Annotated in this window: 14 protein-coding genes; 6 read left to right on the top strand and 8 right to left on the bottom strand. The window is 60.0% G+C overall.

Annotation, left to right across the window (positions count from 1 at the left end; all coding sequences use genetic code 11):
• Positions 1-8: 8 nt before the first annotated feature.
• Positions 9-989, bottom strand: a complete 981-nt coding sequence (locus D9R08_RS06660; protein WP_325048867.1) for an SOS response-associated peptidase — start codon at positions 987-989, stop codon at positions 9-11.
• A gap of 126 nt (positions 990-1,115) precedes the next feature.
• Between D9R08_RS06660 and D9R08_RS06655 the strand changes: the two genes are divergently transcribed.
• Positions 1,116-1,529, top strand: a complete 414-nt coding sequence (locus tag D9R08_RS06655) for a thermonuclease family protein (RefSeq protein ID WP_121897224.1) — start codon at positions 1,116-1,118, stop codon at positions 1,527-1,529.
• Positions 1,530-1,542: 13 nt separating this feature from the next.
• On the opposite strand, the gene D9R08_RS06650 is transcribed toward D9R08_RS06655, so the two are convergent.
• Positions 1,543-1,998, bottom strand: a complete 456-nt coding sequence (locus D9R08_RS06650) for a hypothetical protein (RefSeq protein WP_121897223.1) — start codon at positions 1,996-1,998, stop codon at positions 1,543-1,545.
• 347 nt (positions 1,999-2,345) lie between these two features.
• On the opposite strand from D9R08_RS06650, the gene D9R08_RS06645 reads away from it, so the two are divergent.
• Entirely contained in the window at positions 2,346-2,540 is a 195-nt protein-coding gene (locus D9R08_RS06645; protein ID WP_121897222.1) for a hypothetical protein, read from the top strand.
• A gap of 820 nt (positions 2,541-3,360) precedes the next feature.
• Here D9R08_RS06645 and D9R08_RS06640 read toward each other — a convergent pair.
• The 6 genes from D9R08_RS06640 to D9R08_RS06615 form a co-directional block, all read right to left on the bottom strand.
• Positions 3,361-4,116, bottom strand: a complete 756-nt coding sequence (locus tag D9R08_RS06640) for a replication-relaxation family protein (protein WP_121897221.1) — start codon at positions 4,114-4,116, stop codon at positions 3,361-3,363.
• Positions 4,117-4,177: 61 nt separating this feature from the next.
• Complete coding sequence (locus D9R08_RS06635) at positions 4,178-6,187, bottom strand: type IV secretory system conjugative DNA transfer family protein (protein ID WP_121897220.1); 2,010 nt, start codon at positions 6,185-6,187, stop codon at positions 4,178-4,180.
• Positions 6,177-6,533 (bottom strand): hypothetical protein, encoded by a 357-nt coding sequence (locus D9R08_RS06630; protein ID WP_147450627.1) that lies wholly within the window; start codon positions 6,531-6,533, stop codon positions 6,177-6,179. The genes D9R08_RS06635 and D9R08_RS06630 overlap by 11 nt, the downstream gene beginning before the upstream one ends.
• Positions 6,534-6,820: 287 nt before the next feature.
• A complete protein-coding gene (locus tag D9R08_RS06625; RefSeq protein ID WP_121897218.1) occupies positions 6,821-7,186 on the bottom strand; it encodes a hypothetical protein in 366 nt (121 codons plus the stop codon).
• A 144-nt stretch (positions 7,187-7,330) separates the two neighbouring features.
• Positions 7,331-7,507 carry a helix-turn-helix transcriptional regulator gene (locus tag D9R08_RS06620; RefSeq protein ID WP_158598940.1) on the bottom strand — a complete coding sequence of 59 codons (177 nt, stop codon included), beginning with the start codon at positions 7,505-7,507 and terminating at the stop codon, positions 7,331-7,333.
• A gap of 227 nt (positions 7,508-7,734) precedes the next feature.
• A complete protein-coding gene (locus tag D9R08_RS06615; protein WP_121897216.1) occupies positions 7,735-8,724 on the bottom strand; it encodes a tyrosine-type recombinase/integrase in 990 nt (329 codons plus the stop codon).
• A gap of 788 nt (positions 8,725-9,512) precedes the next feature.
• On the opposite strand from D9R08_RS06615, the gene D9R08_RS06610 reads away from it, so the two are divergent.
• The 4 genes from D9R08_RS06610 to D9R08_RS06595 all read left to right on the top strand — a co-directional run bounded on the left by D9R08_RS06610 (position 9,513) and on the right by D9R08_RS06595 (position 15,306).
• Positions 9,513-10,454 (top strand): LysR family transcriptional regulator, encoded by a 942-nt coding sequence (locus D9R08_RS06610; RefSeq protein ID WP_121897215.1) that lies wholly within the window; start codon positions 9,513-9,515, stop codon positions 10,452-10,454.
• A 100-nt stretch (positions 10,455-10,554) separates the two neighbouring features.
• Positions 10,555-12,219, top strand: a complete 1,665-nt coding sequence (locus D9R08_RS06605) for a sulfatase-like hydrolase/transferase (RefSeq protein ID WP_121897214.1) — start codon at positions 10,555-10,557, stop codon at positions 12,217-12,219.
• Complete coding sequence (locus tag D9R08_RS06600; protein WP_121897213.1) at positions 12,212-14,329, top strand: TRAP transporter permease; 2,118 nt, start codon at positions 12,212-12,214, stop codon at positions 14,327-14,329. The genes D9R08_RS06605 and D9R08_RS06600 overlap by 8 nt, the downstream gene beginning before the upstream one ends.
• Entirely contained in the window at positions 14,326-15,306 is a 981-nt protein-coding gene (locus D9R08_RS06595; protein ID WP_121897212.1) for a TAXI family TRAP transporter solute-binding subunit, read from the top strand. The genes D9R08_RS06600 and D9R08_RS06595 overlap by 4 nt, the downstream gene beginning before the upstream one ends.
• Positions 15,307-15,373: the final 67 nt, after the last annotated feature.

The raw sequence follows: 15,373 nt of genomic DNA, 5'->3' as shown, positions 1-15,373 counted from the left end.
AGAACCGTTTACGCGACATCCTCCCGGTTTCCCTTGGCGACCAGCTGTAGACTGTCATCCGGCAACGGGCGCTGCATCTCCAGCGCGTCTTCGGTTGGGGCAGTGAGCCAGCGGTCAATCTCCTCGGCTGTCTGCAAGATAACCGGCATCGCTTTGGGGTGAATGGCACCGACCTCTCGGTTGGCATCCGTGGTCAAGAAGCCGAATAGGTCGTTGGTGGTCTCACCCTCCTTCAGCTTTCTGACCGATGTCCAACTCGTCCAGATACCCGCGAAAAAGGCCAGCGGACGGTCATCGCCAAGCGCAAACCACACCGGTGTCGGGGATTGTCCAGGCTGTTTCTCGTACTCAGAGAACGATGTGAACGGTACCACGCAGCGGTGCTGGACGCCCAACCAGCGCCGCCAATGGGGAGACTTCGTGTTCCGTACATTGGTCACGCCGGGGTCAGTCTTCTTGTTCTTCAGGGCAAAGGCTGGCGAGGGCATACCCCACCGCATCATGGACAGAACCCGTCCCGCCTCACCATTCCAAACAACAGGGGCTGCATAGTCCGGAAAGATACCCGATAGGGGCGGCATATTCCCGGTACGGTCGTCCCAGGCCTTCGCTATCTCTCGGATAGCGTCTTGCCCTTTGGTCATTGAATAGAGGTTGCACACGCTGAAGATATCCAGTCCCGACCAGGCCGCACTGTGGGCTGGAGACGTGTATATGCCCCGGTCGAGGCAATCGGCAAGCATCAGGTCAGGGAAGGCCTGCAGCAACGCCTGCGCCCCGGCCACATCCCGGAGATACACACCAGTAGCATCCATGGCGAGCGCGCTTGACGAATGCACGGCGTACTCGCCTGACCCCACCTCAGCAGCCAACCAGCGGTGCAGGTCGTCCATCCGTGCGCCGAGACCCCGTTCGGGCACGGCAAACCGCACCCGCACCGGGAAGGCCCGCTCATCAATCTTCTTCTGTGGTGTGGAGCGCCGAGACATCAGAAGAACATTACGCGAACATTTCGGTGAAGCAAGTCCAAATATGTGGTACGGCACTGGCCGAGTGGTCATTGTTTTACCCAAATCCAGTTCTATGAAGCACGCACCCGTCACCTGGAGCAAGACATGCGAATACTCACTGCCATCGTCGCCGTTGCCTTTGGACTTGCGATAGCCGTCGCGGCATCGGGTCAGTCCATCGCGCTCTGCGACAGTCCCAATCGCTACACCTGCATTGTGGACGGCGACACGCTCTGGCTCCAGGGCACCAAGTACCGGCTGGAGGGTTTCGATACACCGGAACCATATACGGATGTCTGCGGCGGCGCGGCAGAGGTGGCGTTGGCGCGCCAGGCGTCAGCGCGGCTGGCTGAGCTCTTGAACACCAACGATTGGGAGCTGGTGCCGAGCGGCGCGGTCGGGGGCCGGGGACGTGATTTGGCCACCATATACATCAACGGGCGTGATGTGGGGGACATCCTGATTGAGGAAGGGCTCGCTCGGCGGTGGCCGGACGGTGATGAGTTTTGGTGTCATTAATCGCAGGGCAACATCAAGGGCCGTCGGATGAGTCTTCTTCCCAGAGCGAGAGCTGGACGTTGCCAGACCCAATCTCCTTTATCTTTTCGTAGCTCACTGGGGCGCTGTTCTGCTCGAACACCTCCCCCAAAACCGCGTAGACGCTCTTCAGATACTGCAAATCAGCTCCATTGTTGTCCCGTCTGCTGGCTCTAATCCTGGTCAGGAAGAGGAACACACCAACGGGAATACCAATATAGGTGGCAATCATTTCCACCTGGCTGAACTTGATGTGCGACTTGTCGGCCATGATAGCATAGAGAATGCTGGCGGAGATTACCTTGTAGTCCCGCTTTGACCGCTTATCCTCCAAGGCAACGCGAGAAATTTCTTCCGCCGCCCTCTGGACATTCCCTTCAAAGTCCGAATCGATAAGTTCGCGGATAACTTCGATGATGATTCGCGGGTTCTTTGTCAAAGAAGCGTCCACTGATGGCTCCGCTAGAGGTTTGATTTCTATAATATCGAAAAAGAAAACTCTCGCAAACCCAGTATATTTTTATCTGAAATCCCGACTTGCTGTTTTGATTCAGCTGCTTAACAGGGGACAACTAAAAACCCGAGTGATTTCCTCGGGTTAAAGCGTCGCGCTCTGTGGATGGATTTGTGGACAGCGGGCTAGGCAGAACCCAACCCGCTGCCGTATTATGGAGTCACTGCAACGCAACTCCAGCTCGGCGGGCTTCCTACAGCCCTCCCAGCTACACCAGCCCTTAGGAGGCCGATATGCCGTCTAACTTTCTTCACCACCTCGAACGCCTCGCGCACATTTCGTACATGGCCACGGGAACGCCACACTATGCAGCTAAGGTCATCCCCAGCGCGTATGACTTCGAACTGGCCACGAAGCTGTTTCCGTGGGCGTTTCTGGTGTATGTCGCACTCGGTATCGTCGGAGCTCTTTTGCGGTTCTGGAGCGCACTCTGGCCCCGCATCACGGCGTTCTTTCGTCGCGACGGCGGAAAGAGCTAGGCGAGAATGAGACAACTTTGTGGCACGTATGTCCGCATCTCTTACTCTCTTTACTATGTCATGTAGGTGGTCAGATGCATAGCTGCAAGGCTGTGGATAACTAGGAGTGTGTCGACGCGACGTGGGCGCGGTGGCACACGTAGTGCGCTGTTCGAACTCACCCAATCGAGACACCGTCAAAGGCATAAGACATTCCGACATTAGTTCCCCCCAGGATGCCGGGCGGTTTCTACACGCTCCAAGCCGCTCCCCCCGACGCACCACCCGGAGTCACCTCAGAAAACCCCGGCGTTGATGAGCAGTAGACCAGCCCAAGAGCGTTCGTAGCCAGAGCCCCCCCGCCCCGTCAAGAATATTGACCATGCGGCTTCCTGACGTAACGATGGCCATTCTCAAAGTCGTTCGCATCGGCAATATTTCCCAATCATTCCCAGTCATGGCTGCCTTCAGGGGAATGAGCCCAGAAGGATGTTCTTTCGGACATGCACCCCGTAGGCTGGCGTGCTACATGTTGTGCAAGACTATGAACGCACAACAACCAATACGCAAGCTTGAAACAACTGCTGTATTCTTAGAGTGCAAAAATTTCGACTGGTGATTACAGGAGAGATAATCGCAGCTTGTAAAAACTCGCGACAAGAATTCGACGACATCGAGTTACGAAACGCATCACGAAAAAGTGATATTTGTTTCAATTGTGTCAACAGGTCGCTAACGGCCCTCAGCGTGTCGCAAAGGGTTCCTGTACCATACACACCTGCCCGTAAATCCCATTTCAAAGTAGTGCGCAGTCATTCAAAAGCTCAAATCACAGCAGAACTCAGCGGTCGCTAAGTCCAATAAATCGAACACCAAAGGATTTCTTGCCTAGACATCTTGCCGTTTCAGCTTCCCGTAACGCGCGATATGAGAGGGTTTTCCGGAGCAGTGAAGCACGAAACAAGGTCTGAGGGTTTCGCGGATTACACCGCTCCACCTCCAAAAACACCAACTCAGACCTCCCGTCAGGATACCTAACCCCATACACCCCATCGGGGATGATGAACGTCTCCAGCCGCTCATGCTTGCCGTTCGGGAACGTGTGCTCGATGGTACAGGGCATCTTCAGCGGGTTTGGCACGGTTGCTTTGGCCAGGATGGTGGCTGCGGGGATGAACGCGTTACCCGCCGTCGCCACTTCGAGCTCAATCTCTGCCAGCGCATCACATATGGCCACGCTATGGGCGAAGTGCTTGGGCGGCCCCTCGGTGTGCGTCCGGCTCAGCGTCGTGACCTCCGGCACCTCTTCGGTCAGCCAGCGCCTGCCCCGCGCGTTGATTTCGTAGATGTCTGGGGCGTTGAGATGGTTGAACCCCTCCACCTGCCGGTGTGGCTTGTCTATCAGGCGCCGGTCGAAGAGCTTGCGCAGGGAGTAGTTCACCGTCGCGATGGGTCGTCCGGTCAGTTTCTGGAGCGTGAGGCTCTTCAGATACCGATACTGCGCCAGACGAGTCAGGACGGCCTTGTCGGTCGCTGTGAAGCGCCAGGGGGCGTGTTTGAGGTGCTTCTCGGGGGTGAGGCGGTGACGGCGCGGCATGGGTCCATTCTAGCCGCCTGAGCGCCCTCTGAGGAGGACGGTCAGGATGGGGCAGCCTGGGTCACCATGTGTCCTCGAACGGCTCTTCCGCCGGAGGCTTGCGCCCCGAATCGCGCATGGTGAACCCCTCGCCCGCCACATTGGGCGCAACCGCATAGCGCGCCCGCTGATAGGCCCGCAGCTCCTCCATAGCATCACGCTTGGGCAGCGCCTCCATCGTGCCCACCGGGAAAGTCACCGGAATGGCCCGCGAGACAAAGCCTTTCACATAGGTGGCGAAGGTGAGCTTCGGCACATCCTTGATGGCATCCACGGACACGTTCATCTCGGAGGCCATGGCGCGGGCATCTGCCGCCGAGGTACCACCGGCCATGCGGATGGACGTATTGGCCTGGATGGAGCTCAGAACGGGTCTCGGGATATGCTCCAAGTCCTGGGTCGCCATGAACAACCCGATATTCTGCTTGCGGGCCTGAGACAGGATGACACTCACGTTCTTGTCCAGATACTCCTGCGCCTCATCGAGATAGACGATGCAGGGGATGCGGTCATCGCGCGGGATAAGTGCCCGCTCCGCCGCCGCTTGGGCAATCATCGCAATGAAGAACCGGCCAAAGGCTTTGGTGCCGGTTTCTTTCAAGGTGGCCTTGGACGTGTTGATAAGGATGAGCTTGCCCGCGTTCATCTCGGCAAACAGGTCGAACTTGCTTTCGGGGTTGGAGAACATGCGGTCGAAGATACGGTTTTCCAAGATAAGGTAGAGCCGCCGGATGACCGCTTCGCGCATCCGCTTGAAGCCCGGGTCATTGAACTGGTTGTCAAAGAAGGAGCGGGCCACGCCTTCCAGCCGGTCGATATACTGGCGATAGTCGCCGCCTTCGAGGATATCGAGGAAGGTGTGCAGCGTGGCGCCGGGGATTTCCAGCATCAGCCGCGTCACATAGCGGAAGATGACCGATTGCTGGCCGGTCAGGCTGGTATCCATGATGGATGCCAGCACAAACTCGTAGAGCTCCACCACTGAGTTGCGCAGCTGTTCCCGCTCCAGCGCCGAATAGCCCGCCAATCGGTCACCACCAGCCGAGAAGAGATTGATGGCCACGGGATAGTCGATGTCCTCGGGGTCGATGAGGACAATCTGCTCTTTCGGGATATCGAGCCGCAGGATGTTGTCTATGAGCTCCCGCTGGCTATCAATCACGATGACCGATTTCTGGCCCAAATCCGCCAGGTCATGGGCAATGTGATGCTGGATGGTCTGGGTCTTGCCGTGGCCGGTGCCCGCCACCATGAAGCAGTGCTCATAGCGCAGGGGCTCCGGCACGCCGAAGGGCACCTTCAGCTCAAACAGCCATTCCAGGGGTGTGCCCTGGAGATAGGCCTGCACCACATCCGGCTTGGTGTAGTCTTCGGGGTAGACTCCCTTGGCGCGGGCCAGGTTGAGGTCGATGGTCTCCCGCAGCCCCGCAAAGAGGTTGTAGTCATTCTCCTGGTAGAAGGGCATCGCCGCCTGCGTAACCGCCTCACGAGTGTCCTTCAGGCAATAGGCCACATCCGCCATCACTGTGCCCTCACTCTCGGGCGCCTGCCCGGCCACCGCGTCTATCGCCTCCGCCACCATGCCGACCGCTAACCGTACTTTGCGGCTATCGGATTTGTTCTGAGATATCTTGGCCAGGCTATCGCGATAGCGCGCACCTTCCACCGAGTTGCAGACCGCAGGTGGCTCGGGCACGTCAGGGGTCAGGAGCTCCCCCCGCAACAGCGCTTCGGCAATTGGCGTCACTTGCAGGCGAATGGCGTCCGGGTAATGCGCCAGGGCCCGCTCCAGCTCACCCGTGACCGAGACCGTCTTCGTTTGCCGCAGCACGTCTTCATAGAGCGCCAGCGTGAGCTCCCGGCTTTCCTGCTCGCGCCGCGCCGGATGGTGATACCAGATGTAACCCAAGAGCCCGGTGCCCCCGATGAGCAGCACATAAGGCGTGAGAAAGACCGCCAGAGTGAAGGTGACGGCCAGGAGGCCACAGATAATGACCAGCCCGGCAATCTCTTCGAAGAAATCAGATTTCAACAGTCTTGCTCTTGGCCGCCGTGCTGCCTTCTTCGAGCAGGGTCTTCAGCAGCTTCAGCCGTTCGACCACCGCCGCTTCGAAGTCTTTCGCGTCCACATGGTTCTCGGCCATGAACTCATACGAGCCGCGCAGCAGATTGCGCACCGTGAGATAGTAGATGCGCTCGTCGCGGTCGGGTCGGGCATTGTGTGGCACACATTCCAAAAGCACATAGGTATCGAAGTTCTCGCGCTTAATGAGCGCGCGCTCTTCTTCTGAAAACGTAACACTCACCGTTACCACCGGATGAGTTGTTTTACGGAGTATTCCTTTGGTGACATCTGAATGCGTGAAGTTGACGCGCATGGTACTCTCCCCAGTTATTCGGAGTAGTAATGCGGATGAACGGAGATGAGTCAAATGGTACTAGCAGTTAGTATTGCAGTATTTCCGGTTAGATATTTCTCATCTCCAAAGCAACACAGGTGGGCGAAGTTGAAACCCTGAGACTTCGCCCGACCAACCATCCCCTGAAAAGGGGATGAGTCACGGAAAAAACGTCGCGCAATGGGATGTGCTATGAAGTCGTATGAGGAGCGATGCGTTGGGTTTGCCCAACACCCAGACTTAGTTGCGGTAACTAACCTGGTCGCTCATTGAGAAACAGGTTTGTAGATACCTTGATTGCTCTCCACCAGACCGGCCTTCTTGAGGGCGGCGAGCGCATTGGCGACCGATTGCTGACTGCGTTTATCGGTCGCGTTTACAGCCTCCATAATCGTCACGCGGGCAATTCCTTCCGGCGCGGCGAAAATGACCTGACGCACCGTTTCCCGCACGCCGCCCCGTCGAGTCGTGGCGGCTCCGGCGCTTCGTGGGGCGGTCAAGCGGTAGGCGAGACCAAGCTGGTTGAGCTCCGCCACAGCGGCTTCAGCGCGCGCCAAGGCATCTGCTTTAGCCTTTGCCAACAGCTCTTGTTTACGCTCTTCCAGCGCGGCGAGTTCTTCAAATACGGACATGAGGTCTTCCTGTACGTCGTCTCCGAGCGGCCAGGCACCAGAACCGGTGCGTTAACTAGCGGATAACGATATAGCACAGCCAAGGCCGAGCGATAGGTGGGGCTATCACAAATGGGGGAAGGCACCACCCTTCCCCCGGCTCCGTCAAGAGCGAGCATTCAGGTGGGCAGCAATCCAGACGTCGATTTCCTCGTCAGACCAGAACACGCGGAAGCCGATCCTTACCCGTTTTGGGAACCGATTGGCGTTCTCCATGCGATCAATATGAGCAAAGCTAAATCCGACCTTTTCGCGCACCTGCTTCTTGGTAAGAAGTTTCATCACAACACTCCATATTGGGAGCATCGCGATGCCCGTGGGATTTGTCCCCAGGGAGCACTACCTTACGGGAGTGCTAGAACTTTGCGAAGTGCTTTCTGTATATTCGGTACGCACCAATAGCCATGAGCACGAGGCCAAAGAGCACCATTCCCGGTGGCGCAGCACCACCCTCGTTCACAATACCCGCCGCCACAAATACCAATCCTGCTATCAACCATACCATTACGCTATTCCTTCCCCAGTAGTTCAGACATAAAGTCTTCGTAGCGTAGTTGTGCTACCTTGGCTTCGGCAAGGAAATTGTGGCGAATGTATATGGCGGCTACTCCAGAGATAGTGCCCGAAACGTGATTGAGGAGCGCTTCGACAATATGAATGGGTGTGCCCAAACGGGCGTGATTGGTAGCAAAGGTGCGGCGTAGGTCGTGGAGCGTCCAGTGCGGCAGCGGCACTTCACGGTCGATGCGATATTTGGCTTTAGAAAAGCCGTTGAAGTACTCTAGGCGCGGCAGCAGCTCCGCCACCATCGGCGTGATAGGCAACCGATGCGTCCGCCGGTTCTTGGTGTGCTCGCCGTCGATGGTGAGCAAATCATCACCCGGCACGACAAAGGCGCATTCACCCTTCCGCAGGCCGGTCAGCAGCATCAGCTTCACGTAGTCTGAGAAGGGCGGGAAGTCATAGGTCCAGAGCTTCCGCACTTCATCATCGGACAGCACGCGGTCACGGGTGCCATAGCGCACCTTGCAGAAGGAAAACGGGTTCTTCTCCGCCAGCTCATGGCGGATGCACCAGTTGAAGAAGACCTTGGCGCTCATAATGGCGTGGGAGGTGTTGGGGAAGTCCTCTAAGCCAACGTCATCGAGGTAGGTCTTCTCTACTTTGCTCAGATAGTATTGGTAGTTCCAGACGGTCGAGGGCCGCAGACGTTTCTCACAATCAGCCAGGAACTGCGCGCGCGCCTCAGCAAGGGTGACGCGCAAGTCCTTTTCCTCGGGACGCTGCGCCAATATCACCTGAGCCTTACGCCGCGCGTCTTTCAAGCTGAGCACCGGGTATCGACCCAGCGTCTTGAGCCGCCGGTTCGGGCCATACATGACCACAAATGACTTGCGCCCGCCTTGGGAAACCCGCACGCCAAACCCATTCTCCCAGTAGGTCTTCTGACCCCGTTCTGGGAGCTTCATATTTTTGATGGAAAGCTCCGTTAGTCGCATTTTAGCCTCCTAAAACACCTGCGTTGCAGGCGATTTTCATGGAAGACTATGAGGAGAAGTCGAGCAAGAAATTATTTCTTTTCAGCTGCTTAGGGTCAGCATGAGGAGGTATGAGCACATCACTTTTTATGTTACAAATCAGATGCTCTACCAGCTGAGCTATAGGGGCAACTCTCTTGGTCTCTTTTCCGAGAACCTGCAGCGGATATAGCAACCAAAACCGAGCGGATGCAACGCAGAAAAGCAAGACGGCCAGTCAGGAGTTTTCTGTTTGAATATCCCCCGTCCCTTCGCGGGACCGGGTCGGCAGGAAGCATCTGGGCAGGCGCGACCGCTTCGAACGATGTGCCGCGCAGCTCAGCGGCTCCAGGCCGGATCTGTCCGGTGGTCACCGCATCCTGCTCAGATCGGGCCTGGCATTTCTTCTACCTGCGGGGGCCGCATTCGGGCTCAGCTCCGCAATACGCGGGGCGCTCCGGCCATTGAGAGCCAAGCCGGTGCACATGGCATCGTAAACCTTGCCGCTGGTTACGGTAACGGACGGCAGCCTGGTGGCCTGACGGGATGCGGCAGGCACCTGAGACCATCTCTGCGCCGGGGTTGCGTCCAGTCAAGGGCGTCCAGTGGGAAAAACTCCCGTTTCACAACCAAATCCACTGCTTTATCAACGCCGCGGGCTTGCAAATGAGAGCCGGACTACGCCGGACCGGACTTCCAATCATTTCGGTTTGATCCGAAGCCGCCCGGCCTGGTGCGCTCTGCCCTTCACCAATCGGCGCCGGTGCGTCATGGTCGTCCGTGTGAACCTGAAGCATATCGAAATCATTCTGGCCATCGAACATGCGGGCAGCCTGCGCGGCGCGGCCAAGGTGCTCGGGCGGACGCAGCCGGCGCTGACCAAGGCCCTGCGCCAGGCTGAGGCGGATCTGGGCACAGCGATTTTCGAGCGCGGTCCAAGCGGGGTCAGCGTCACCGCCCACGGCCGGACGGTGCTTCGCCGTGCCCGCGTCATCCACGAAGAATTCCGGCGGATGCAGGAAGACGTGAGCCAGATCAAGGGCGGGATCGACGGCAATCTGAGCGTGACCGTATCGCCCCTTGCGGCCACGAAGTTCGTGCCACAGGCGATGGCTAGGTTCCGGCGCCGGTTCGCGCGGGCGCATGTGCAGATTGATGGCGGCCATGAACCGATGGCCTTTGGTCCGTTGCGCAACGGCGCGGTCGATTTCGTGATCGGGCCGGCGCCCGGCGGCAGCGGCGCCAACGGTCTTCACGTCACCGAGATCGTGAAGACGCCAATTTGCGTGGTCACCGGGCGCGGTTCCAGATACGCGGGCGCAACCAGCCTCACCCAGCTTCTGGATGCGGACTGGATCATGATCGGCCCCAAGGAACGCCTGCCGATCGTCGCAGAGCGGTTTCGCGCGATGGGGTTGGTCCCGCCGGAGCCGCATCTGAACTCCGACAGTGTGCTGAGTATTCTGTCGATGCTGGCAGACAGCGACATGGTGTGCAGCTTTCCGACCCTGTTTCTGGACGATTTCGAAGGTGTCTGGCCCATCGTGCGGATCCCCGTCACTGAGGCCTTCCCGCCCGTTCCGATTGCCATAACCCATTCCGCGCAACGCCCCCTGACACCGGCGGCGGCGTTTTTCCGCGACTGCGTTCTAGCCGTGGCCGATGAGTTCGCCAGCCGCAAGGCGGGGTATTCCAAAAAGGTATCGCAGTAACTTTTTTGCACCTGCCCTACCCGCGCCGGATGCACTAGGCTTCCTGCGACAAGGGTGGAACACCGCCCCGGGGGAGAGCAGTCAGGGGGAGGACCTGCATGTGAACATTCTGTTCATCATGTACGACCAGTTGCGTTTCGACTATCTGAGCTGCGCGGGCCATCCGCATCTGCAAACGCCCAATTTCGATCGTGTCGCGGCGCGCGGCGTCCGGTTCACCAATGCCTATTGTCAATCGCCCATCTGCGGCTCCTCGCGGATGAGTTTCTACACCGGGCGCTATGCCTCTTCCCACGGGGCGCAGTGGAACGGCTACCCGCTCCGCGTCGGCGAGATGACGATGGGCGACCATCTGCGCAAGCTTGGCATGGAGTGCTGGCTGATCGGCAAGACCCATATGCGCGCCGACAAGGAGGGCATGGCGCGGCTGGGGCTGGACCCGGACAGCATCATCGGCGCGCGCCAGTCGGAATGCGGTTTCGATGCCTGGACCCGTGACGACGGGCTTTGGGGACAGGGGCCAGACGGGTTCTATGATGAAAACCGCTCCCCCTATAACGAGTATCTGAAATCCAGGGGCTATGCGGGCGAAAATCCATGGGCCGACTATGCGAATGCCGGGGTCGAGAATGGAGAGATCGCATCGGGCTGGATGTTCCGGAATGCCGACAAGCCCGCCAATATCCGCGAGCAGGACAGCGAGACACCGTGGCTTACGCGGCAGGCGATCAGCTTCATCGATCAGGCCAGCGGGTCATGGTGCGCACATGTCAGCTATATCAAGCCGCACTGGCCCTATATCGTGCCCGCCCCCTATCATGACATGTTCGGGCTCAATCACGTACCCGCCCCGACCCGGCACGACTGCGAACTGGACGACACGCACCCGGTTTTCAAGGCATTCCTGGAGGGCAAGATCTCCACCGCCTTCCAGCGCGACGATGTCCGCGCGAAAGTGATCCCCGCCTATATGGGCCTGATCAAGCAATGCGATGACCAGCTCGGCGTTCTGCTCGACCATCTGGTGGCCACGGGCCGGATGGAGGACACGATGATCGTGCTGACCTCGGATCACGGCGACTATCTGGGCGATCACTGGATGGGCGAAAAGGACCTGTTCCACGACCCGTCGGTGAAAATCCCGCTGATTGTCAGCGACCCGCGCGCCGGGGCAGATGCCACGCGCGGAACGACATGCGATGCGCTGGTCGAGGCGATCGATCTGGCGGCCACATTCGTCGAGGCGGCGGGCGGCGAGGTGCCGCGGCACATCATCGAGGGCCGTTCGCTGATGCCGTGGCTCCGGGGCGAAACGCCGGACTGGCGGGAGTATGTGATCAGCGAATACGACTACGCGGTGCGGCCCTTCGCGGCGGATCTGGTCGCATCCACGAAGGATGCCAGGTTGTTCATGGTCTTCGACGGACGCTGGAAGATGATCCATGCCGAAGGCGGGTTCCGGCCGATGCTGTTCGATCTGGAAACCGACCCCGAGGAATTTCACGATCTGGCGAAGAGCGGCGGCCACGACGACCAGATCGCCCATATGTACGGCCATCTGAGGGACTGGGGCCTGCGCATGTCGCAGCGCGTCACCCGATCGGATGCGGATCTGGAGGCGATGCGCGGCAAGAGCCTGCGCCGGGGCATCCTGCCCTTCCTGTACGACGGATCGGAAGTGCCGCCCGAACTCACCGAGACGTATCGCGGCGCGGCCCGGCAGATCCATCTGCCGCCGGACACGGACACCGGGTCCCATGACTGATCCAACCGCAGGGGGTGTCACGCGGCCCCGGCCCGACGACCGGATCGCCGATCTCCTTGCGGTGGGTTTCGTTCTGGTGATCCTGACCTATACGGCCAGTGGACCGATCTCGGATTTCGTGCGCTGGTTCGTGGAGACCACCACCGAGGGCTGGGCCGATATGAGCCGCCGCGAGCAGCGGGTTCTGCTGCGCGACCATTGGCTGGGCGGCGGCTATCGCGCGTTCGAGCGGGCATTTTTGCAACCCACCGGCCTGATACTTGGCCTGCCCATCGTCTTCGCCTTCGCGATCTCGCTTCTTGCTATGCGCGACACGGGCCGATGGCGTTGGATGCACCGGCTGATGGCGATCGTGGCGACGGGCTGTTTCGGGGCTTGGATCGTCAAGATCTATGCCACCGATGCCGGGCTGCTGCCCTCGGCGGAACCGATCGATTTCGTCGTGTTCCCGGTGATCATCGTGGTCACGCTTTACCTGACCTGGCGGCTCTTCGGGGCATTCATCGCGATCTTCTGCATCTTGTGGGTGATATACTTCTTCACCCGGGGCCTCCTGCCCGACTGGACGGGTATCCTCGCCGGGTCCGAGGCGACAGCCGCGCAGAACCTCAGGGCCATGGTTCAGAATTTCTGGGCGCAGACCGGGGGGTTGTTCGGCCAGCCGTTGCAGGTCGTCTCGGGCAGTGTGCTGATCTTCATCGTCTTCGGATCCGTTCTCATGGCGTCAGGCGCGGGCGATCTGCTGATGAAAATCGCCAACCGGCTGACCGGGGGATTTGTCGGCGGCGCCGCCCATTCCGCTGTGGCCAGTTCCGCCTTGTTCGGGACGCTGTCGGGGGCTGCGGTTTCCAATGTGGTCTCCACCGGCACGATGACCATCCCGGTCATCAAACGGGCGGGCTTCAAGCCCCATTTCGCAGGCGCGGTGGAGGCCGCGGCCTCCACGGGCGGCCAGGTCATGCCGCCGGTGATGGGGGTCGTGGCCTTTTTCGTGGCCGGCCAGATCGGACTTGAATACCGCTATATCGTGGTCGCCGCGATCCTGCCGGCGCTGTTCTACTATCTCGGCACCTTTCTGACGGTCTATTTCGAGGCGCAGCGTCAGGGTATCGGCGCGCTGCCCGCCGAGGCGCGCCCGCGGCTGGACCCCGGTGAACGCTGGCAATGCCTGGTGTTCATCATTCCGCTTGCCGTCCTGTCGACCTTTCTCTTCATCCAGCCTTCGGTGCCGAAGGCCGGCTTCTACGGCTTTGCCGCGGCGCTGCTCTCGGCGCTGGTGCTGTTTCCCGGGTTCCGCTCCCGCCGACAGGTCTGGCGCGCCTTTGTCGCCGCGGGGCGGATGGCGGCCTCGATCGTGACCATCGTCGCCGCGATCGGTCTGATCGTGGGGCTGATCCAGCTGTCGGGCTTTGCCGGGCGCCTTTCGCTTCTGCTGGCGCAGCTGGCATCCGGGCCGCTCTTTGTGGTGCTGATCGTCGTGGCGTTCGGCTCCATCGTGCTGGGAATGGGCCTGCCGCCGGGCGCCACTTATTTCATCATCGTCATCGCGCTCAGCTCTGGGATCGAGGCGGTGGGAATCCCGCCCCTGTCTCTCCATCTGTTCGTGGTCTTTTTCGCGGTCATGTCGACGGTCACGCCGCCTGTCGCGCTGGCCGCCTTTGCCGCCGCACCCATTGCCGGCGCCGATCCGATCAGGACCGGGTTCGCCGCGGCGCGGATCGGGATCGCGGGATTCCTGATCCCGTTCGTCTTCGTCTATCACCCGGCATTGCTCTACAAGTTGCAGGTGCTGTTCGAATGGTTCGGCGGGGAGCCCGCCAACTCCCGCGCGATGATGGATGCCGCCGAAATCTCCTGGGCGTCGCTTGCCTGGATCATTGCCGCCTTCACCCTGTCGCTCTGGCTTCTTGCCTCAGCGCTGGCCGGGCAGGAGGTGGCGCGGCTGACCCCGGTCGAACGGCTCTGTCGTGTCGCCGCCGGATTTGCGGTGCTTGTGCCCCACGCGGCCATCGCGGCGCCCGCCGCGGCCATTGGCGCGGCACTTGTCGCCATCCACCGCATCAGAAACTCACAAACCCGACCCACGGATCATCAGGAGGAGACGACATGACCCATTTCATCAAGGCCGCCGTTCTGGCGGCGGCGCTGGCCGGCGGGCCTGCGCTGGCCCAGGATCAGACGCTGCGCATGGCAACCATCGCCCCCAGCCTAGGCCAGGCGATCACGATGGCGACTTTCGCCAATATCGTGAATGACAATCTTGACGGGATCACGATCGAGGTTGCCGCAGGCGGGGCCGCCACGTTGCACCAGTTGGAGGTCGGGCGGGGCAATCTTGATTTCGCCATGACCTCGCCCACGATCTATGCGTTGCTGCAAGGCGGGAGGGCCATGTACCAGAACGAGGCCGACGCGCCCCAAGCGGCGGAAAACCTGCGCCTGCTGATGTGGTATCCCTACGGCAACTACCATTTCGCGGTCCGAGGCGACAGCGACATCCAGACGCTTGACGATATCGAAGGTGCAACCGTCTTTCTGGGCCCTCAGGGCGGGGGTGCGTATAACGCCGCCAGCCGCTGGATCGAAGCCACGACCGGCTTTGTGGTCGGCGAGGACTACGAGGCGATCAGCGCCAACTGGCAGACCGGGTTCCAGTCCTTCCTCGACGGCAATATCGAGATGTATGTGAATGGCTGCCTCGACCCGTGCCAGCAGTTCATCCAGTTCACCGAAACCGAAACCGTCCGCTTCATCGGCCCCGAAAGCGCCGAGGGCGCGGCGGTCACCGATTTTCTCGGCACCTTCCGCTGGATCGAAATGGTGGAACCGGGCCTCTATGAAAACCAACTGAACGAAACGCCGGTGATCTCCATGAACACGTCCGTCGGCATCGGCGTGCGCGGCGATCTGGACGAGGAGACGGTGTATCAGATCACCCGCGCCTTCTGGGAAAACCTGGACCAGATCAGCAGCGATGCCCCTTGGGTGGACGGCATCGATATCGACTTTGCCGTACAACAGCTGGGCTCGATGGAACTGCATCCCGGCGCCGCACGCTATTATCGCGAGGTCGGCGCGATCGAGTGATCTGTCGAGAGCCGCGGCCAGCCCTAGGTCGCGGCCATCCGCCATAAGCCGGGCACGTGCCTCCCGC

Source organism: Rhodophyticola porphyridii, assembly GCF_003688285.1.
GTDB lineage: Bacteria > Pseudomonadota > Alphaproteobacteria > Rhodobacterales > Rhodobacteraceae > Rhodophyticola > Rhodophyticola porphyridii.
The sequence above is the reverse complement of the archived record's forward strand: the minus strand, read 5'-3'. Positions and strand labels throughout refer to the sequence as shown.